Below are 21218 nucleotides of genomic sequence, written 5' to 3' on the forward strand. Positions count from 1 at the left end.
TTATCTTTATCACAAGTGTAATTATTAATTTATGTGATTAAAACACAATAGTAAATCTTTTGCTAATTGTACCCTTATTAACTAACATTTCACTCGTTAACATTTTGACCAGTAGTCCCGATAAGACCTTTGGCGAAACGCTAAGTTAAAATGCTATCACCATAAATCTGTAATGTTTTGCCGTTATTCACAACCATTGGGCGAAAGAACATGGATATACGCAATCTTGAAGCTTTCATCGTTTTGGCTGAGACTCTTAATTATCATAAGGCTTCAGAGAAACTTTACCTTTCTCAGCCTGCTTTGACGAAAAAAATACATGGTCTGGAAGGTATTCTGGGTGCTTCATTATTCAGAAGGGGACCAAGTGGAACAAGATTAACAGATTTTGGGCGGAAAACGTTGGAAAATGCCAGGAAGTTTTTAACACATTATGAACAGTTTAAAAGTCAGGTACAGTCTGATTCAAAAAGGGAAATTTTCAGGCATCTGTATATTGGCTCTTGTTTTCCTACCCATAATTATTTGCAAATAGAGAGACAGCTTGCAGGGAAAAAACGGAATGTTGTGCTGGCTTTGATGACAGGATTGTCAGTTGAACAGCAAATTAATTTGTTGAATATGGGAATGCTCCATATAGCTGTAATGCCGTTGGTGGCTGTGACACAGTTAGAGCCGAGAAAAATTTTTACTGAAAAATTGGTTTATATCTTTAGAAAAAGGAGTCAATTAATAACTAAATTTAGAACGGAAAACAGCAAATCTGAATATAAGAATTTTCTGATCAGTTCATCGGGAAAAAACGAGGTGATTGACCTGAATGATTGTCTGAATGTTTTTCCTGTTTATACTGGTGATAATATGAATTTATTATTAAAAACAAATGATATTATGTTAATTATGGAGATGATTACAAAAAACGGTAATTATACATGTGTGCCTAAACGAATGGTTGCTGCCATTCCTGATTATTATATGAATTTGTTAGAGATTGTTGAAACCGATCAGAAAATAGATTTAGGTGTGGTTTGGGGTAAGTCAATAGATGATGATTTGATTGATGATGCTGAAAGTTTTTCTGCATTAGTGGCTAATTTGTAAAATAATGTGATAAGTAATCAGTGAATTATTTCATTGTTATTTTTAATGTGCTCTGTTCTGCAATCAGATTTAAATTATAACTGATAAGGCAGTTTACGCTGGAAGTATAAAATTTTTATTAGAATTACTGATGTTTTGCAATTATAAAAACACTTTTTTAATTAAATGATTTATCATTTTTACGGTCAGTAAGATAATGAGTTTTAGATAAACTCCTATTTTTATCTGTATACATAGTACGTTTAGGCATCTTGCTATATAAAATAAAGCATGATTATCGGGTATTGTAATTCAATACCCGATAATCATTGCCTAACAATAATTGAATGGTAATAAACTTACTGATTGGTGTTAAATGTTTCTGTCATTTTTTCAAGTTGCTCTTGAATATCCAGCCATTCCATTTCGATGTCTTCCAGTCTGGATTTGGTCTTTATTTGTTGGTGCAGGCATTCCGTTAATTCAGTTTTACGTTCACTTTCATATATTGTGTTATCTGAAAGTTTTTCTTCCAAACTTGCCAATTTTGTACTTAAATTTTCCATCTCTTTTTCAAGAACTGTGAGTTGCTTACGCAATGGTTGTGTCTGGCTACGGAATTCCGCTTCACGCCGTTTTTGATCTTTGCGTTCTTGCGCACTGTAATTTTGAACGTTATTGACAGAATCATCTGTGCCGGGAGCTGTTTTTTCCTTTTCCTGACTTTCACGCAACTGTTGACGTTGTAACTCTGTCAGCCATTGCTGGTAGTCTTCCAAATCACCTTTGAAAGGTTCTGCTTTGCCATCATGTACCAGATAGAGTTCATCTGTCGTAGAACGTAATAAGTGTCTGTCGTGCGATACCACGACAAGAGCGCCATCGAAATCGATCAGGGCTTCAGTCAATGCTTGTCTCATGTCGAGATCGAGGTGGTTGGTCGGTTCATCCAGCAACAGAAGATTCGGGCATTGCCAGACAATAAGCGCCAGCACTAATCGGGCTTTTTCTCCTCCTGAGAAACGGACAGTGGGATCGGTCACTTGGTCACCTTTGAACCCAAAACCACCAAGATAATCTCTTAACTGTTGTTCTGTTTCCTGAGGAGCAAGTCTGGCTAAATGTTGTAAAGGAGATTCATCTGCGCGAAGGTACTCCAACTGATGTTGTGCAAAATATCCTGGCTTGATGCCCTTCGCTAAGGAAATCTCTCCTTGTTGTGGAACGAGTTCCCCTGCCAGTAATTTTATCAGGGTTGATTTACCCGCACCGTTACGACCCAACAAGCCAATTCGTGAACCCGGAACCAGATTTAATTTGATTGAGTTCAGAACCGTTTTATCTCCGTATCCGGCACTGACTTTTTCCATAATTAATAGTGGATTTGGCAGGCTGTCTGGCTGGCGGAAACTGAAACGGAATGGGTTATCAACATGAGCAGGTGCAATCAGCTCCATTCGCTCCAGCATTTTGATTCGGCTTTGAGCTTGTTTTGCCTTAGAAGCTTTAGCACGAAAACGATCAATGTAGCTTTGCAAATGCGCTACTTTCTCTTGCTGGCTTTGGTACAAGGCTTGTTGCTGAGCGAGTTTGGCTGCCCGTTGCCGTTCAAAGGAAGAGTAATTGCCTGTGTATTCAAATAAGTTCTGCTGTTCAATGTGCAGGACTTTATCAATGATTGGATCGAGGAAATCTCTGTCGTGCGATATCAGGATTAAAGTACCTGTATAGTTTTTCAGCCATTTTTCGAGCCAGATTACAGCATCCAGGTCAAGGTGGTTGGTGGGTTCATCAAGTAACAATAGCTCAGAACGACAAATCAGCGCCTGAGCCAGATTAAGTCGCATACGCCAGCCACCGGAAAATGAACGGACAGGTTGTTCCAGTTGAGCCTGAGAAAATCCTAGTCCATGCAGTAAACTGGATGTGCGGGCACGGATTGTCCAGGCCTGAATGGTGTCGAGTAAGCCGTGAAGGTGTGCAATGGCATGACCATCATTCTGTTCGTTGGCAATTTTCAGTTTCTGTTCCAGTTGGCGGAATTCACGATCACCATCGATCACATATTCCAGAGCTGAAACCTCCAGAGCTGGTGTTTCTTGGTTCACCCATGCTAAAGCCCAATTGTTGGGAAATGTCGCTGATCCACTTTCAGCTTGCAGTTCACCTTTCAGTAATGAGAGCAGGGTTGATTTACCACAACCATTTTTACCAACTAATCCCACTTTTTGTCCGGGATTGATGGTTGCGCTGGCATTGTCCAGTAGGACGCGAATGCCACGACGGATTTGCAGAGAAGAAAAAACAATCATGATGTTGTCTGTATGGGATATGTTAAGTTAATAATGACATTATATGTATTCTTTTTGATAGCTTGGCGTGCATGGTAGCGGAAAATAGGCGGTCTGACACGTCCTGCAAGGAGACTGATGTTATTGTCATTTAACATGGTGATGTGAGCGAAGTGGAACTATTGCGTAACACATTAATCAGGTTAGGGGGTCATCCGCATCAAGCACGAACAGCGGTGGAGGTAAGCATGTCAGTGAGTCGTAAACGTTTTATAGCAGGTGCTGTGTGCCCGAAATGTCAGTCACAGGACACTTTGGCAATGTGGCAGGAAAACAGAGTTGATATTGTCGAGTGTGTTCACTGTGGACATCTTCAGCGACAAACCGATGAGACTGTAACGTCTCATGTCAGAGATCAGGAACAAGTTATCGGCATTTTTACACCTCAGTAACTCAATGTAATTACAATGGGTAATGGATAAATTTTTCCATCACTAGGTACAGTGAAGTAGAATTCCGGTACAATCAGCGGCATTTTTTTAGTCGTAACAATTTTCCCACGTTTTTTCCTGGGTATCGTAGGAGATGTCATGAAAGTAGCAAAAGATTTGGTGGTCAGCTTGGCTTATCAAGTAAGAACAGAAGATGGTGTTTTAGTTGATGAGTCTCCGGTTAGCGCACCGTTAGACTATCTGCATGGCCGCGGTTCCCTGATTAGCGGTTTGGAAAAAGCGCTGGAGGGCCGTGAGGCTGGTGAACGTTTTGATGTTAGCGTTGAAGCAAATGATGCGTATGGTCAGTATGATGAGAACTTAGTTCAGCGCGTAGCAAAAGATGTTTTTGTTGGTGTAGAAGAGTTGCAGGTTGGTATGCGTTTCCTGGCGGATACTGATATGGGGCCTGTACCTGTTGAAATTACCGCTTTAGAAGGTGATGAAGTGGTTGTTGATGGTAACCATATGCTGGCTGGTCAGAACCTGAAATTCAACGTTGAAATTGTAGCGGTTCGTGAGGCGACAGAAGAAGAACTGGCTCATGGTCACGTACATGGCCAGGGTGGTTGCGGTGATCACCATCATGATCATGAAGGTCATAGCTGCTGTGGCGGCGGTTGCCATTAATTAGCTGGTTAGCTGAAAAAAGGGAAGCTGGCTGGCTTCTCTTTTTGCCTTCCCTGGCAGACGTTTTCCCGATTGGATAGCCGGAATTGGTCTCAGTGGAGCCGTTTTCAGTAGTGAGGTGGGGGCGTTTCTTCTGAAAGTGGGGCAACAATTGATGACTGATGAGTTTTAAGCCGTTCGGCCATCAATTTTAGCTGTTCTTTTAGCTTATCTATTTCTACTTGCTGTTTTCTGACTTCTTGATTCAATGCTTCAATGGTAACTTCCTGATAGGCCAGTTTAGTTTCCAGTTGCTCAAATCTCTGCTCAAGGCTGGATAATACCATTACTTTTCCCCTGTCTTTGATCATGTAATTACGCGACGGAATTTATTGTATTCAAATCGATACTATAATACTTGAAGCCCAAAGCCTAATAGCCAAACCTTGATGGCTAGATCTTTTGGTGAAGGTGGAAAGAAAGTGGAGAGCAGGAAAGCTTTTCGCTCAATGAGTTACTTCACGGTTGTTTCAATATTTTTCAGGGCGGCGTATAGCAAATATTGTTATTGGTTTTCGCAGGCAGTTATAGTACATGTGGTCGCATGATTTTTGCTGACGGCAAACTCAGTCAAATTTATTGGAGAATAAGATGAAATTATTGTTAAAAACAACCTTGCTGGCAACTACACTGGCAATGGCATTCAGTGCACCGTATACAATGGCTGCTGAAACAAAAACCAGCGATGAAGTGAAACTGAATAAGGCTTTTAAGACAGTAGAACAGCAGGATTCTTATGCATTGGGAGCTTCCATAGGTCGTTATATGGAAAAATCTTTGGACGAACAAAAAGCGCTAGGTATTAATATTGATAAGTCTCAGCTTTTGGTTGGTTTTGGAGATGCAGTCAATAACAAAAGTAAACTGAATGACACAGAGATTCAGCAAGTTCTCAGTGAGTTTGATGCAAAAATCAGAGCTTCTTTACAGGCCAAGCTGGAGAAAGAGGCCAGTGAAAATAGTGAGAAAGGGGATAAATTTCGGGAGCAGTTTGCTAAGGAAGCGGGAGTTGTAAAAACGAAATCCGGTCTTCTGTATAAAATTGAGCAGGAAGGAAGTGGCAAGACTCCTGCGGCAAGCGATACCGTAGTTGTAAATTACAAAGGAAGTTTGATTGACGGGAAAGTGTTTGATAGCTCCTATGAACGTAAAGAGCCTCTGTCGATTCCTCTGGATAAAGTGATTCAGGGCTGGAAAGAAGGTTTTCAGTATCTGAAAAAAGGTGGAAAAATGAAATTAGTCATCCCACCTGAATTGGCTTATGGCAAAAATGGAGTGCAAGAAATTCCGGCTAACTCAACTTTAGTCTTTGAAATTGAATTGTTGGATATTAAACCTAACGCAAAAGCAAAATAATTTTCATCATATTAGTACATGATTTTATAACAGGGGCTATCAGGTCCCTGTTTTGTTATACCAATATTTACTTCGATTTAGTAAGTAATAAACGTAAATATAGAGAATGAATTTTGCCAATTATTATTTTACACAGTATTAAATAGAATAATTTTCTCATATATCAGGTACATTTGAACATAAACGCTGTGATAACCTCTGGCAGTCTATTCAGCAAGGTCTTGACGACAATTTAATGTAGTTTTAACGTCATTATTCTGGATAGAATACAGCGTTTTTGAAATGTTTTCTGTTAAGTTGCGGTTATAATAAATCTCACTCTGATGCTTTTGGTGAGGCGAAGTCTAAGCTTGAAGGATGGTGTATTACATGTCTACCCCACTATTATCCGGTGATAAAATATCTGGTGATAACAGCGATATTGATTTACTGGAAAACCAACCGTTCAGTGAAACGGATCATGAAATTTTAAAGTCTTATGAAGCTGCTGTTGATGGCCTGGCTATGCTGATTGGTGGGCATTGTGAAATTGTTCTTCATTCACTGGAAGACCTTAAATGTTCAGCTGTCAGAATAGCTAATGGTGAACATACGGGCCGTAAAATTGGCTCTCCCATCACTGATCTGGCATTACGGATGCTGCACGATATGACGGATGAAGACGCCAGTGTTTCCAGAGCCTATTTCACACGGGCGAAAAGTGGCGCATTGATGAAATCTGTTACGATTGCGATTCGTAACCGCCAACGTCGAGTTATCGGGCTTTTGTGTATTAATATGAATCTGGATGTGCCTTTCTCTGAAATTATTCAGACCTTTATTCCGGAAAAAACTCACGAAGTCTCTTCAAACGTCAATTTTGCTTCTTCTGTGGATGATCTGGTTGCACAGACTCTGGAATATACTATTGAAGAGGTAAATGCTGATCGCAATGTTTCCAATAATGCGAAAAACAGGCAGGTTGTCCTGAATCTGTATGAGAAAGGTATTTTTGATATCAAAGATGCTATTAATCAGGTTGCTGATCGCCTGAATATCTCCAAGCATACGGTATACCTTTATATTCGCCAGTTTAAAAGTGGTGAATGTGCAAGTCCGGAGAAGTAATGTCGCCACTGTCTTATTGTCTTCTGGTGACCGGGCCAGCATATGGGACTCAGCAAGCCAGTAGTGCCTATCAATTTGCACAGGCGCTTATTACTTCCGGCCATAAATTGCATAGCGTGTTTTTTTATCGTGACGGCGTTCAGAATGGCAATCGGTTGGTAGCGCCTGCTAATGATGAATTTGATCTCGTCAGAGCGTGGCAGTCATTGGCTACTCAGCACCAGTTTAATTTATTCATTTGTGTTGCGGCAGCGCTGCGACGTGGTGTTGTAGATGAACAACAGGCAAATGAACTGAATCTGGATGCTGCGAATCTGGCCAATGGGTTTGAACTCAGCGGCCTTGGTTCTCTGGCTGAGGCGATGATGCTCTGTGATCGCGTGGTACAATTTTAGGGGCATAGGCAAAAGGATATTGAGGGTAATAATGAAAAAAATCGCCTTCGTTTTTACTGAAGCTCCCCACGGGTCTTCTGCCGGCAGAGAGGGGCTGGATGCTCTACTCGCAACATCAGCATTGACGGAGCAGATTGGTGTATTCTTTATTTCTGATGGGGTATTCCAGCTACTGTCTGACCAGCAACCGGATAAAATTCTGTCACGTGACTACATTTCAACATTTAAGATTTTATCTCTGTATGACATTGATAAGTGTTATATTTGCCTGGAAGATCTGATGGTTAGAGGATTCAGTCCAGAAAATGATTTTATTCTGGCAGCCGAGTTTCTCTCAGCTGCGGCCATTCGCCAATTGTTAGCGGGCTATGATGTTGTGTTGAAATTTTAATCTATTTTGGAGAGATAACATGTTATATACTGTTAGATGCTCACCTTACCAGGATGACTTCAATGCAATACTTGGCCTGATCACTGATGCGGATGATGTCCTGCTGATTCAGAATGGGGTATTGCTCAGTATGAATGGTAATCGCTATTTAGCTGAGTTGATCCGCACAGGAGCCGGTATCTATGCTTTGCAGGATGATCTGGATGCACGAGGACTTACTAATCAAGTTTCAGATCGTGTACAGGTGGTAAATTACAACGGTTTTGTCAGCTTAACGGTGAAACATCAGCAAAGTTTCAGTTGGTAGATATTTCTGTATTTTGTCCGAAGATACTGCCTGTAGTATTCAGCCAGCAATAAATGACTTGCTAACTCTTTGACGACGCTGACCGTAGAAAGGCTGTATATTTCTTGACACCTCGTCAAGTCAGCAATAAAATTCCGCGTCCTCTCGTTTTGTCATCATGACTGACAGAGGGTAAAATCCGTGTTTACGAAGCAAAAAACCAGGAGCTTTTTTAATAATGGCAACTATTAACCAGCTGGTTCGCAAATCTCGTAGCTCGAAAGTTGTGAAAAGCAACGTTCCTGCTCTGGAAGCTTGCCCGCAAAAACGTGGTGTATGTACTCGTGTATATACCACTACTCCAAAAAAACCAAACTCAGCACTGCGTAAAGTATGCCGTGTTCGTTTGACTAACGGTTTCGAAGTGACTTCCTATATCGGTGGTGAAGGCCACAACCTGCAGGAACACTCCGTAATCCTGATCCGTGGCGGTCGTGTTAAAGACTTGCCAGGTGTGCGTTACCACACTGTTCGCGGTGCACTGGACTGTTCCGGTGTTAAAGACCGTAAACAAGGTCGTTCTAAGTACGGTGTGAAGAAGCCGAAGGCTTAATGGTTCTCCGTTAAGTAAGGCCAAACATTTTTTACTTTAATGTCAGAATAAACTCGTAGAGTTTTGGACAACCCTGAAATTCGAAACGGAGTATTTCCATGCCACGTCGTCGTGTAATTGGTCAACGTAAAATTCTGCCAGATCCAAAGTTCGGATCTGAACTGCTGGCAAAATTTGTAAATATCCTGATGGTAGACGGTAAGAAGTCTGTCGCAGAAGCAATTGTATATGGTGCGCTTGAGACCCTGGCTCAGCGTTCTGGTAAAGATCATCTGGAAGCATTCGAGCTGGCACTGGATAATGTGCGCCCGACTGTGGAAGTTAAATCCCGTCGTGTAGGTGGTTCTACCTATCAGGTTCCAGTTGAAGTTCGTCCGGTTCGTCGTAATGCATTAGCAATGCGTTGGATCGTTGATGCTGCTCGTAAACGCGGTGATAAGTCGATGGCTCTGCGCCTGGCGAATGAATTATCTGATGCGGCTGAAAACAAAGGCGCTGCTGTTAAGAAACGTGAAGACGTTCACCGTATGGCAGAAGCTAACAAGGCGTTCGCACACTACCGTTGGTAATCCATTTTTTGATATACCATCGGCAGTGAATTTGTTCTGGGTAGCTGCTTGGCTACCCGTTCTCTAAATTGAACGCCCACGAGAGAGGAAAAAATGGCTCGTAAAACACCTATAGCACGTTACCGCAATATCGGTATCAGTGCCCACATCGACGCCGGTAAAACCACAACAACTGAACGTATTCTGTTTTACACAGGTGTAAATCATAAAATCGGTGAAACTCACGAAGGTTCAGCAACTATGGACTGGATGGAGCAGGAGCAGGAGCGTGGTATCACCATCACGTCTGCTGCGACTACTGCATTCTGGTCTGGTATGGCTAAGCAGTATGAACCACACCGCATCAACATCATCGACACCCCAGGACACGTTGACTTCACCATTGAAGTAGAACGTTCTATGCGTGTTCTTGATGGTGCAGTCATGGTTTACTGCGCAGTTGGTGGTGTTCAGCCTCAGTCTGAAACTGTATGGCGTCAGGCTAACAAATATAATGTTCCACGTATCGCGTTCGTTAACAAAATGGACCGTATGGGTGCGAACTTCCTGCGCGTTGTTGAACAGATCAAAACTCGTCTGGCTGCTAACCCAGTTCCTCTACAGTTGGCAATCGGTGCAGAAGATTCCTTCACCGGTGTTGTTGACCTGCTGAAAATGAAGGCAATCAACTGGAACGAAGCTGATCAGGGTACAACCTTCACTTATGAAGATATCCCGGCTGACATGCTTGAGCTGGCTCAGGAATGGCATCAGAACCTGATCGAATCCGCAGCAGAAGCATCAGAAGAACTGATGGACAAATATCTGGGCGGTGAAGAGCTGACTGAAGAAGAAATCAAGGCAGCTTTGCGTAAACGTGTTCTGGCTGGCGAAATTATCCTGGTTACCTGTGGTTCTGCATTTAAGAACAAAGGTGTTCAGGCAATGCTGGATGCAGTTATCGAATACCTGCCAGCACCAACTGACGTTGAGTCAATCAAAGGTGTTCTGCCAGACGGCAAAGATACTCCAGCAGAACGTCACTCCAGCGATGACGAGCCATTCTCTGCTCTGGCGTTCAAAATCGCTACCGACCCATTCGTGGGTAACCTGACGTTCTTCCGTGTTTACTCTGGTGTTGTTAACTCTGGTGACACCGTACTGAACCCGGTTAAAGACAAAAAAGAACGTTTTGGCCGTATCGTTCAGATGCACGCTAACAAACGTGAAGAAATCAAAGAAGTCCGTGCAGGCGACATCGCAGCTGCTATCGGTCTGAAAGATGTCACCACTGGTGATACTCTCTGTGACCTGAGCGCGCCAATTATCCTGGAGCGCATGGAATTCCCAGAGCCAGTTATCTCTGTTGCTATCGAGCCAAAAACTAAAGCTGACCAAGAAAAAATGGGTATCGCTTTAGGTCGTCTGGCTCAGGAAGACCCATCATTCCGCGTGAGCAGTGATGAAGAGTCTGGTCAGACTATCATTGCCGGTATGGGTGAACTTCACCTTGACGTATTGGTTGACCGTATGCGTCGTGAATTCAACGTTGAAGCGAACGTAGGTAAACCTCAGGTTGCTTACCGTGAAACTATCCGTGCTTCTGTTGAGCAGGAAGGTAAACACGCTAAACAGTCCGGTGGTCGTGGTCAGTACGGTCATGTATGGCTGCGTATTGAACCTCTGGAAGCTGGTGGAGCTGGTTACGAATTCGCGAACGAAATCGTTGGTGGTGTTGTTCCTAAAGAATACATCCCAGGCGTCGATAAAGGCGTTCAGGAACAGCTGAAGAGCGGTGTTCTGGCTGGTTACCCAATCGTTGACGTTAAAGTTGCTCTGTTTGATGGTTCTTACCATGACGTTGACTCCTCAGAAATCGCCTTTAAAATTGCTGCATCCATGGCATTTAAAGAAGGCTTCATGAAAGCGAAACCAGTTCTGCTGGAACCTATCATGAAAGTTGAAGTGGAAACACCAGAAGACTATATGGGTGACGTCATCGGCGATTTAAACCGTCGCCGTGGTATGATCGATGGTATGGATGATGTAGCTACGGGCAAAATTGTTCGTGCTCAAGTACCATTGTCTGAAATGTTTGGTTATGCTACTGACCTGCGTTCTCAGACCCAAGGTCGTGCTTCTTACTCTATGGAGTTCTTGAAGTACAACGAAGCGCCGAGCAACGTCGCTCAGGCTATTATCGAAGCTCGTAAATCTAGATAATTTTTCGAGTTTACTATCTTTTTAGCTCCCTCATCATTTATGACGAGGGAGCGGTATTAAGGAATAGAGTCGTGTCTAAAGAAAAGTTTGAACGTTCAAAACCGCACGTTAACGTTGGTACTATCGGCCACGTTGACCACGGTAAAACTACCCTGACTGCTGCCATCACTACCGTTTTGGCGAAAACTTACGGCGGTAACGCTCGTGCATTCGACCAGATCGATAACGCACCAGAAGAAAAAGCACGTGGTATCACCATCTCTACTTCGCACGTAGAATACGATACTCCATCTCGTCACTATGCACACGTTGACTGCCCAGGCCACGCCGACTACGTGAAAAACATGATCACCGGTGCGGCTCAGATGGATGGCGCGATCCTGGTTGTTGCTGCCACTGATGGCCCAATGCCACAGACTCGTGAGCACATCCTGCTGGGCCGTCAGGTAGGTGTACCATACATCATTGTGTTCCTGAACAAGTGTGACATGGTTGATGACGAAGAGCTGCTGGAACTGGTAGAAATGGAAGTCCGTGAGCTGCTGTCTCAGTACGATTTCCCAGGCGATGACACGCCAATCATCCGTGGTTCTGCTCTGAAAGCGCTGGAAGGCGACGCAGAGTGGGAAGCGAAAATCATCGAACTGGCTGAAGCACTGGATTCTTACATCCCAGAACCCGAGCGTGACATTGACAAGCCATTCCTGCTGCCAATCGAAGACGTATTCTCTATCTCCGGCCGTGGTACTGTCGTTACTGGTCGTGTTGAGCGTGGTATCGTTAAAGTGGGTGACGAAGTTGAAATCGTTGGTATCAAAGAAACCACCAAAACAACTTGTACTGGCGTTGAAATGTTCCGCAAACTGCTGGACGAGGGCCGTGCGGGTGAGAACGTAGGTGTTCTGCTGCGTGGAACTAAGCGTGATGACGTTGAGCGTGGTCAGGTTCTGGCGAAGCCAGGTTCTATCCACCCACACACTCAGTTTGAATCGGAAGTGTACATCCTGAGCAAAGATGAAGGTGGCCGTCATACTCCATTCTTCAAAGGTTACCGTCCACAGTTCTACTTCCGTACAACTGACGTAACCGGTACTATCGAACTGCCAGAAGGCGTAGAGATGGTCATGCCAGGTGACAACATCAACATGAAAGTGACCCTGATTGCCCCAATCGCAATGGACGAAGGTCTGCGTTTCGCAATCCGTGAAGGTGGCCGTACTGTAGGTGCTGGTGTTGTTGCTAAAGTGATCGCATAATCTTTTTAATGTGTTCATTTTGGAAGGGGCATCGACAGATGCCCTTTTTATACGTTGTCTTAGGAAGAACCTATCTCATCAATAGTTGTCTGATGGTACGCTGACTGAATAGCTGTGAATTATTGGTGAGATAGGCTCTGATACAACGGATAGACTTTGGTATCGCCCAGTTTTCAAGAATTCTTTCCAAAAAATAGTTTTCAAGAAAACAGATACAAAAAGTCCTGCTGAATTATGGCACCGAGTCAGATACAATTACAATTATCTTTGGGTTCGGTCTGATTTGTTTTGCTCTTGCGAGGCAAGCTGGCTATCTATTTACATCATAGTTACTTACATATAGTTACAGGTTGGTTTATGAGTGCGAATAGCAATGCTCAAGAAAGCGGGCGTGGTCTTGATATAGCAAAATGGCTATTGGTGGCAGTGCTGCTGGTGGTTGCTATTGTGGGTAATTACTATTACCGGGAGTATAACCTGCCTCTGCGCGCGATAGCCGTTGTTGCTATTGTGGCCCTTGCAGGAGCAGTTGCATTGTGGACTGCGAAAGGTAAAGCTGCATTAGCATTTGCCCGTGAATCCCGCGTTGAAATGCGTAAAGTCATTTGGCCAACACGCCAGGAAGCTCTGCATACGACACTGATTGTTGCGGCAGTTACGGCTGTCATGTCTCTTATTTTGTGGGGGCTGGATGGTATTCTGGTGCGTTTAGTTTCATTTATTACAGGCCTGAGGTTTTAAGAATGTCTGAATCCCCAAAAAAGCGTTGGTATGTCATACAGGCATTTTCTGGGTTTGAAGGCCGTGTGGCTCAATCTCTGCGTGAGCATATCAAATTGCATGATATGGAAGATTCTTTCGGCGAAGTGATGGTGCCGACAGAAGAGGTTGTTGAGATCCGCAGTGGCCAGCGTCGTAAAAGCGAGCGTAAGTTCTTCCCTGGCTATGTCTTAGTACAAATGGTAATGAACGATGCAACCTGGCATCTGGTTCGCAGTGTACCACGCGTAATGGGCTTTATCGGTGGTACATCTGACCGCCCGGCACCAATTAGTGATAAAGAAGTCGATGCGATTATGAATCGCCTTCAGCAGGTTGGTGATAAACCACGGCCAAAAACTTTGTTCGAACCAGGCGAAATGGTTCGTGTCAGCGATGGTCCGTTTGCGGACTTCAATGGCGTAGTGGAAGAAGTCGATTACGAGAAGAGCCGTTTGAAAGTTTCGGTTTCTATTTTTGGTCGTGCCACGCCAGTTGAGCTGGATTTCAGTCAGGTCGAGAAAGTTTGATCTGATGCTTAATTAAGCGAATTGGCTTGCAAAGGGTGTGAAATTAACATACAATTTCGCGCCTTTTGTTTTTATCTAGATAAGCAACTGAGTCTGGTAACAAACATAACTTTTTTTGTGGTCTGGTCTTTATTAGACGGGGCCTGAATCGTTAGGGGAGCCTCTTTCTGGAGGCGATAACACCCATATAGAGGAAATATAGATGGCTAAGAAAGTACAAGCCTACGTTAAGCTGCAAGTTGCAGCAGGTATGGCTAACCCAAGCCCACCAGTTGGTCCAGCTTTGGGTCAGCAAGGTGTTAACATCATGGAATTCTGTAAAGCGTTCAATGCAAAAACTGAAAGCATTGAAAAAGGCCTGCCAATTCCAGTTGTTATCACTGTTTACGCAGACCGTTCTTTCACTTTCGTTACTAAAACCCCACCAGCGGCTGTCCTGCTGAAGAAAGCAGCAGGCATCAAATCTGGTTCTGGCAAGCCGAACAAAGAGAAAGTTGGTAAAGTAACCAGCGCTCAGATTCGTGAAATTGCTGAAACTAAAGCTGCGGATATGACTGGTGCTGACGTTGACGCAATGATGCGTTCAATCGAAGGTACTGCTCGTTCCATGGGCCTGGTAGTGGAGGGTTAATCAATGGCTAAACTGACCAAGCGCATGCGCACTATTCGTGAAAAAGTTGATGCAACTAAACAATATGACATCAACGAAGCCGTTGTTCTGCTGAAAGAATTGGCTACTGCTAAATTCGTAGAAAGCGTTGACGTAGCTGTTAATCTTGGCATTGATGCTCGTAAATCTGACCAGAACGTTCGTGGTGCAACTGTACTGCCACACGGTACAGGTCGTTCAGTACGTGTTGCTGTATTTACTCAGGGCGCAAACGCTGAAGCAGCTAAAGCTGCTGGCGCAGAACTGGTAGGTATGGAAGATCTGGCTGAACTGGTTAAGAAAGGCGAGATGGATTTCGACGTAGTTATCGCATCTCCAGATGCAATGCGCGTTGTTGGCCAATTGGGTCAAATCCTGGGGCCACGTGGCCTGATGCCAAACCCGAAAGTTGGTACTGTAACTCCTAACGTTGCTGAAGCTGTACAAAATGCTAAAGCGGGTCAGGTTCGTTACCGTAACGACAAGAATGGTATCATCCATACCACCATCGGTAAAGTTGACTTTGATGCTGACAAACTGAAAGAAAACCTGGAAGCTCTGTTGGTTGCGCTGAAAAAAGCTAAACCATCTTCTGCTAAAGGCGTTTACATCAAGAAAGTTAGCCTGTCCACTACTATGGGTGCAGGTGTTGCAATAGACCAGTCTGGTCTGAACACCGCAGCTTAATAATTTAAGCTGAAAGCGAATAACGCTTTACCTCGGCGTCAGATTTGTCTAAAATCTGACGCTTCGAATTTGCCTGAACAGATGTATAACAATTGATAATAATTGATACATAAAACGTATCAGGGCAAATCACAGTTTTCGGTTGGAGCTTGGCCTAATCCAAGCCCCGTCCAAGACCGCAGGCGTAAGTAATTACTTAATATCCTGCGTAGACGGTGACAGAGCCAAAGGAAATTTATTTTCTGGATTCTGCTCACCGTGTTTCAGCGCTCAGGCACATTTCGTGCTTTGAGTGAAGTGAGTCCCGGGTCTGCCCGGTTAATCCAGGAGCAAGAAGCTAATGGCACTAAATCTTCAAGACAAACAAGCGATTGTTGCTGAAGTCAGCGAAGTAGCCAAAGGCGCGCTGTCTGCGGTTGTTGCGGATTCTCGCGGCGTTACCGTAGATAAAATGACTGAACTGCGTAAAGCAGGTCGCGAAGCTGGCGTTTACATGCGTGTTGTTCGTAACACTCTGATGCGCCGTGCTGTTGAAGGTACTGAGTATGAGTGCCTGAAAGAAGCGTTTGTTGGTCCAACCTTGATTGCTTTTTCTAACGAACATCCGGGCGCCGCTGCTCGTCTGTTCAAAGATTTCGCGAAAGCGAACCCAGCATTCGAGATTAAAGCAGCAGCCTTTGAAGGTGAGTTTATTCCAGCGAGCAACATCGATCGTCTGGCAACACTCCCAACTTACGAAGAAGCAATCGCACGCCTGATGTCAACCATGAAAGAAGCCGTTGCAGGCAAACTGGTTCGCACCCTGGCTGCACTACGCGATAAGAAAGAAGCAGCTTAATTGCTTATTTCCTTCGTTGCTTTTTAACGTATAAATTTTTTCTGAATTTTAGGAACACTTGTTATGTCTATCACTAAAGAACAAATTCTGGACGCAGTTGCAGAAATGTCTGTAATGGACGTTGTTGAAATTATCAGCATGATGGAAGAAAAATTCGGCGTTTCTGCTGCTGCTGCTGTAGCTGTAGTTGGTGCTGCTGCTGAAGTAGTTGAAGAGAAAACTGAATTCGACGTAATCCTGACTGGCGCTGGTGCTAACAAAGTTGCTGTAATCAAAGCAGTACGTGGCGCAACTGGTCTGGGTCTGAAAGAAGCTAAAGACCTGGTTGAAAGCGCACCAGCAGCGCTGAAAGAAGGCATCAGCAAAGAAGATGCTGAAGCTCTGAAAAAATCTCTGGAAGAAGCAGGTGCTTCTGTTGAGATCAAGTAAGATCAGTTTGAAGTTCGCAGCCTGATTTCCTAGGCTGGCGGCTGGCGATTTTTTAATCGCCAGCCTTTTTGCGCTGTAGAGCACCTTGTTGTTTTAAAATCATGTTGTTTTATAAAGTCATTTTGGAGTTTTATAAAGCATATGCTCTATAGAGCACAACGCAGGGAGTTAGTAGCATTTCACACTGTTTGGCTGCTAATGAACCCAGAATACTCCTTCCTATTGACGACTTAATATACTGCGTTCTCAGCTACGATCCACTCGAGTAGCTCGGTAGTAAGGTAACGCAATGAAATGATTTAAGAGTAATAGTAATGAGTATTACGGAAAATATTCTATTTTCTGTTCGAAAAAATAGTGTTGCAGAGTGCTGTCCTTAAGGGCGGACAGAGTGGGTCACTTATCAGCGAGCTGAGGAACCCTATGGTTTACTCCTATACCGAGAAAAAACGTATTCGTAAGGATTTTGGTAAACGTCCACAAGTTTTGGATGTTCCATACCTTCTTTCTATCCAACTTGACTCGTTCCAGAAGTTTATCGAGCAAGATCCTGAAGGCCAGAATGGACTGGAAGCGGCCTTCCGTTCTGTGTTCCCAATTCAGAGTTACAGCGGCAGTTCTGAGCTGCAATATGTAAGTTACCGTCTTGGCGAACCTGTTTTTGATGTTCAAGAATGTCAGATCCGTGGCGTGACTTATTCCGCCCCACTGCGTGTTAAACTGCGTCTGGTGATCTATGAGCGTGAAGCACCAGAAGGCACAGTTAAAGACATCAAAGAACAAGAAGTCTACATGGGTGAAATTCCACTCATGACTGATAACGGGACTTTCGTTATCAACGGTACTGAGCGCGTAATCGTATCTCAGTTGCATCGTAGCCCAGGCGTTTTCTTTGACAGTGATAAGGGTAAAACCCATTCATCCGGTAAGGTACTGTATAATGCACGTATCATTCCTTACCGTGGTTCATGGCTGGATTTCGAATTCGATCCTAAAGATAACCTGTTTGTGCGTATTGACCGCCGTCGTAAATTGCCGGCTTCGATTATTCTGCGCGCGATGGATTACACCGCTGAAGACATTCTAAACCTGTTCTTCGACAAAACTATTTTCGAAATCCGCGACAACAAGTTGCAGATGACTCTGGTACCAGAACGTCTGCGGGGTGAGACTGCTTCATTTGATATTGAAGCAAACGGCAAAGTTTATGTTGAAAAAGGCCGTCGTATTACCGCTCGTCATATCCGTCAGTTAGAAAAAGATCAGGTAGACCGTATTGAGGTGCCTGTTGAATATATCGCGGGTAAAGTTGTTGCGAGAGATTACATCGATCAGAACACAGGTGAAATCATCTGTACTGCTAACATGGAACTCTCTTTGGATCTGTTGGCGCGTTTGAGCCAATCTGGCCATAAAACCATTGAGACCCTGTTCACCAACGATTTGGATCACGGTGCATACATTTCCGAAACTCTGCGGATTGACCCGACCAACGATCGTTTGAGCGCATTGGTTGAAATTTACCGCATGATGCGTCCGGGTGAACCACCGACCCGCGAAGCTGCCGAAAACTTATTTGAGAACCTGTTCTTCTCTGAAGATCGTTATGATCTGTCTGCAGTTGGCCGTATGAAGTTCAACCGTTCTCTGGATCGTGAAGAGGTTGAAGGTTCCGGTATCCTGAGCAAAGACGACATCATCGATGTCATGAAGAAGCTTATCGATATCCGTAACGGTAAAGGCGAAGTGGATGATATTGACCACTTGGGCAACCGTCGTATTCGTTCCGTTGGCGAAATGGCTGAAAACCAATTCCGTGTTGGTCTGGTACGTGTAGAACGTGCGGTGAAAGAGCGTTTGTCTCTGGGTGATCTGGATACCCTGATGCCACAGGACATGATCAACGCCAAGCCAATTTCTGCGGCAGTGAAAGAGTTTTTTGGCTCCAGCCAGTTGTCTCAATTTATGGACCAGAACAACCCACTGTCTGAAATTACCCATAAACGTCGTATTTCTGCTTTGGGCCCGGGTGGTCTGACTCGTGAACGAGCAGGCTTTGAAGTTCGAGACGTACATCCGACTCACTATGGTCGTGTATGTCCAATCGAAACACCTGAAGGTCCAAACATCGGTCTGATTAACTCACTGTCTGTTTATGCACGTACTAACGAATATGGTTTCCTTGAAACCCCTTACCGTTTAGTACGCGACGGTGTAGTAACAGATGAGATTCACTACCTGTCAGCTATTGAAGAAGGTAACTACGTCATTGCGCAGGCTAACTCCGCATTGGACGAAGAAGGCCACTTCATTGAAGAACTGGTAACTTGCCGTCACTATGACGAATCCAGCTTGTTTAACCGTGATCAGGTTCAGTACATGGACGTTTCGACACAACAGATTGTGTCCGTTGGTGCTTCCTTGATCCCATTCCTTGAACACGATGACGCCAACCGTGCATTGATGGGTGCGAACATGCAACGTCAGGCAGTTCCAACTCTGCGTGCAGATAAGCCGCTGGTCGGAACAGGTATGGAGCGTGCAGTAGCGGTTGACTCCGGTGTAACCTCCGTTGCTAAACGTGGTGGTGTGGTTCAGTATGTTGACGCATCCCGTATCGTGATTAAGGTTAACGAAGATGAAATGTACGCAGGTGAAGCGGGCATTGATATCTATAACCTGACTAAATACACCCGTTCTAACCAGAACACTTGTATCAACCAAATGCCATGTGTATCTCTGGGCGAACACGTAGAACGTGGTGACGTTCTGGCTGATGGTCCATCCACTGACTTGGGTGAACTGGCACTGGGTCAGAACATGCGCGTGGCGTTCATGCCATGGAATGGTTATAACTTCGAGGACTCCATCCTCGTATCTGAACGTGTAGTGCAGGAAGACCGTTTCACCACTATTCATATTCAAGAACTGGCTTGTGTATCTCGTGATACCAAACTGGGGCCTGAAGAGATCACCGCTGATATCCCTAACGTAGGTGAAGCAGCGCTGTCTAAACTGGACGAATCCGGTATCGTTTATATCGGTGCGGAAGTGAAAGGTGGCGACATTCTGGTGGGTAAAGTGACACCGAAAGGTGAAACGCAGTTAACGCCAGAAGAAAAACTGTTGCGTGCGATCTTTGGTGAAAAAGCGTCTGATGTTAAAGACTCATCACTGCGCGTACCGAACGGTGTTTCCGGTACTGTTATTGACGTACAAGTCTTTACCCGTGATGGTGTAGAAAAAGACAAGCGTGCGTTGGAAATCGAAGAGATGCAGTTGCGTCAGGCGAAAAAAGATCTGACTGAAGAACTGCGAATTTTCGAAGCCGGTCTGTTTGCCCGTATTCGCAATGTACTGATTTCCGGTGGCATTGAAGCAGAAAAATTAGACAAACTGCCACGTGAGCGCTGGTTAGAACTGGGTCTGGCTGATGAAGATAAACAAAATCAGCTTGAGCAGTTGGCAGAACAGTATGACGAACTGAAAGCTGAGTTCGAGAAGAAGCTGGATGCTAAACGCCGTAAGATCACTCAGGGTGATGATTTGGCACCGGGCGTTCTGAAAATTGTCAAAGTTTATCTGGCAGTGAAACGTCAGATCCAGCCTGGTGACAAGATGGCAGGTCGTCACGGTAACAAGGGTGTAATCTCTAAGATTAACCCAATCGAAGACATGCCTTACGATGAAAACGGTACTCCGGTTGATATCGTACTGAACCCGCTGGGCGTACCATCACGTATGAACATCGGTCAGATTTTGGAAACTCACTTAGGTATGGCGGCGAAAGGCATTGGTGACAAAATCAATGCGATGCTGAAGCAGCAGCAAGAAGTTGCCAAGCTACGTGAATTTATCCAGAAAGCTTATGATCTGGGTGATGATACCTGTCAGGAAGTTGATTTGAATACTTTTACTGACGACGAAGTTATGCGTTTGGCTGAAAACCTGAAAAAAGGTATGCCAATCGCAACTCCAGTCTTTGATGGTGCGAAAGAGACTGAAATCAAAGAGCTGTTGAAATTGGGTGGTTTGCCGACCTCTGGTCAGATCACACTGTTTGATGGCCGTACTGGTGAGCAATTTGAGCGTCAGGTAACTGTTGGTTACATGTACATGCTGAAATTGAACCACTTGGTTGATGACAAGATGCATGCTCGTTCTACCGGTTCTTACAGCCTGGTTACTCAGCAGCCGCTGGGTGGTAAGGCACAGTTCGGTGGTCAGCGTTTCGGTGAGATGGAAGTGTGGGCACTGGAAGCATACGGTGCAGCATATACTCTGCAAGAAATGCTTACCGTTAAATCCGATGATGTTAACGGTCGTACCAAGATGTATAAAAACATCGTGGATGGTAACCACCAGATGGAACCAGGTATGCCGGAGTCTTTCAACGTATTGCTGAAAGAGATCCGTTCCTTGGGTATCAACATCGAGCTGGAAGACGAATAAATTGTTTTCCGCTGGCGCTGTCCAGCCTTATGTTGCAACCAGGTGTTAAAACATATAGGAATGTCGGGCAGTTTGCCAGCCAGTGGTTACACTGGTCCCAGTGGTTATACTGGTTATAGAGGGGAGTGGCATGGGCCACTCACCTAACAGGTCTAACTCCGACAGGAG

The 21218-nt window shown here is 44.5% G+C and carries 21 protein-coding genes; 19 read left to right on the forward strand and 2 right to left on the reverse strand.

The features are described 5' to 3' along the window. Window positions 1-210 precede the first annotated feature (210 nt). The gene (locus BDD26_RS07310; protein ID WP_115826047.1) at window positions 211-1101 is read left to right on the forward strand and encodes a LysR family transcriptional regulator; all 891 of its coding nucleotides are present in this window, start codon (window positions 211-213) and stop codon (window positions 1099-1101) included. A 338-nt stretch (window positions 1102-1439) separates the two neighbouring features. Here the strand turns inward: BDD26_RS07310 and BDD26_RS07315 are convergent, their stop codons facing one another. After that, entirely contained in the window at window positions 1440-3392 is a 1953-nt protein-coding gene (locus tag BDD26_RS07315) for an ABC transporter ATP-binding protein (RefSeq protein WP_115826049.1), read from the reverse strand. A 227-nt stretch (window positions 3393-3619) separates the two neighbouring features. On the opposite strand from BDD26_RS07315, the gene BDD26_RS07320 reads away from it, so the two are divergent. Both BDD26_RS07320 and slyD read left to right on the forward strand, forming a co-directional pair. Then, on the forward strand, window positions 3620-3823 hold the full coding sequence (locus tag BDD26_RS07320) for a YheV family putative zinc ribbon protein (RefSeq protein WP_038269458.1): 204 nt from the start codon (window positions 3620-3622) through the stop codon (window positions 3821-3823). A 138-nt stretch (window positions 3824-3961) separates the two neighbouring features. Next, window positions 3962-4492 (forward strand): peptidylprolyl isomerase, encoded by a 531-nt coding sequence (gene slyD, locus BDD26_RS07325; protein ID WP_038269456.1) that lies wholly within the window; start codon window positions 3962-3964, stop codon window positions 4490-4492. Between the two features lie 107 nt (window positions 4493-4599). Here slyD and BDD26_RS07330 read toward each other — a convergent pair whose 3' ends face one another. Continuing rightward, entirely contained in the window at window positions 4600-4818 is a 219-nt protein-coding gene (locus tag BDD26_RS07330) for a SlyX family protein (protein ID WP_038269455.1), read from the reverse strand. Between the two features lie 304 nt (window positions 4819-5122). Here BDD26_RS07330 and fkpA point away from each other — a divergent pair, with 304 nt between their 5' ends. The 16 genes from fkpA (at window position 5123) to rpoB (ending at window position 21050) form a co-directional block, all read left to right on the forward strand. Next, a complete protein-coding gene (gene fkpA, locus BDD26_RS07335) occupies window positions 5123-5887 on the forward strand; it encodes an FKBP-type peptidyl-prolyl cis-trans isomerase (protein ID WP_115826051.1) in 765 nt (254 codons plus the stop codon). Window positions 5888-6256: 369 nt separating this feature from the next. Then, window positions 6257-6994, forward strand: coding sequence for a helix-turn-helix transcriptional regulator (locus BDD26_RS07340; protein WP_038269454.1), 738 nt, complete (start codon window positions 6257-6259; stop codon window positions 6992-6994). Further along, entirely contained in the window at window positions 6994-7389 is a 396-nt protein-coding gene (gene tusD, locus BDD26_RS07345; protein WP_038269453.1) for a sulfurtransferase complex subunit TusD, read from the forward strand. The genes BDD26_RS07340 and tusD overlap by 1 nt, the downstream gene beginning before the upstream one ends. 31 nt (window positions 7390-7420) lie before the next feature. After that, window positions 7421-7780: a sulfurtransferase complex subunit TusC gene (tusC, locus tag BDD26_RS07350; RefSeq protein WP_115826053.1), complete on the forward strand. Its 360-nt coding sequence runs from the start codon at window positions 7421-7423 to the stop codon at window positions 7778-7780. 19 nt (window positions 7781-7799) lie between these two features. Then, on the forward strand, window positions 7800-8087 hold the full coding sequence (gene tusB, locus BDD26_RS07355; protein ID WP_115826055.1) for a sulfurtransferase complex subunit TusB: 288 nt from the start codon (window positions 7800-7802) through the stop codon (window positions 8085-8087). Between the two features lie 217 nt (window positions 8088-8304). Beyond that, window positions 8305-8679, forward strand: coding sequence for a 30S ribosomal protein S12 (gene rpsL, locus BDD26_RS07360; protein ID WP_038269449.1), 375 nt, complete (start codon window positions 8305-8307; stop codon window positions 8677-8679). Between the two features lie 98 nt (window positions 8680-8777). After that, complete coding sequence (gene rpsG, locus BDD26_RS07365) at window positions 8778-9248, forward strand: 30S ribosomal protein S7 (RefSeq protein WP_038269448.1); 471 nt, start codon at window positions 8778-8780, stop codon at window positions 9246-9248. A gap of 93 nt (window positions 9249-9341) precedes the next feature. Then, a complete protein-coding gene (fusA, locus tag BDD26_RS07370) occupies window positions 9342-11450 on the forward strand; it encodes an elongation factor G (protein ID WP_038269446.1) in 2109 nt (702 codons plus the stop codon). Window positions 11451-11521: 71 nt separating this feature from the next. Beyond that, window positions 11522-12706: an elongation factor Tu gene (tuf, locus tag BDD26_RS07375; RefSeq protein WP_115825325.1), complete on the forward strand. Its 1185-nt coding sequence runs from the start codon at window positions 11522-11524 to the stop codon at window positions 12704-12706. Window positions 12707-13063: 357 nt separating this feature from the next. Then, window positions 13064-13447 carry a preprotein translocase subunit SecE gene (gene secE, locus BDD26_RS07380; protein ID WP_038260752.1) on the forward strand — a complete coding sequence of 128 codons (384 nt, stop codon included), beginning with the start codon at window positions 13064-13066 and terminating at the stop codon, window positions 13445-13447. Window positions 13448-13449: 2 nt separating this feature from the next. Then, window positions 13450-13995, forward strand: coding sequence for a transcription termination/antitermination protein NusG (nusG, locus tag BDD26_RS07385; RefSeq protein ID WP_038260749.1), 546 nt, complete (start codon window positions 13450-13452; stop codon window positions 13993-13995). 202 nt (window positions 13996-14197) lie between these two features. Next, window positions 14198-14626, forward strand: coding sequence for a 50S ribosomal protein L11 (gene rplK, locus BDD26_RS07390; RefSeq protein ID WP_038260747.1), 429 nt, complete (start codon window positions 14198-14200; stop codon window positions 14624-14626). Between the two features lie 3 nt (window positions 14627-14629). Beyond that, entirely contained in the window at window positions 14630-15331 is a 702-nt protein-coding gene (rplA, locus tag BDD26_RS07395; protein ID WP_038260744.1) for a 50S ribosomal protein L1, read from the forward strand. Window positions 15332-15671: 340 nt separating this feature from the next. Further along, the gene (rplJ, locus tag BDD26_RS07400; RefSeq protein ID WP_038260741.1) at window positions 15672-16169 is read left to right on the forward strand and encodes a 50S ribosomal protein L10; all 498 of its coding nucleotides are present in this window, start codon (window positions 15672-15674) and stop codon (window positions 16167-16169) included. A gap of 63 nt (window positions 16170-16232) precedes the next feature. Continuing rightward, on the forward strand, window positions 16233-16598 hold the full coding sequence (gene rplL, locus BDD26_RS07405) for a 50S ribosomal protein L7/L12 (RefSeq protein ID WP_038260739.1): 366 nt from the start codon (window positions 16233-16235) through the stop codon (window positions 16596-16598). Window positions 16599-17021: 423 nt separating this feature from the next. Beyond that, entirely contained in the window at window positions 17022-21050 is a 4029-nt protein-coding gene (rpoB, locus tag BDD26_RS07410) for a DNA-directed RNA polymerase subunit beta (protein WP_115826057.1), read from the forward strand. Window positions 21051-21218: the final 168 nt, after the last annotated feature.

Origin of the sequence: Xenorhabdus cabanillasii, from assembly GCF_003386665.1 — a bacterium.
In the GTDB taxonomy this organism is placed as follows: domain Bacteria; phylum Pseudomonadota; class Gammaproteobacteria; order Enterobacterales; family Enterobacteriaceae; genus Xenorhabdus; species Xenorhabdus cabanillasii.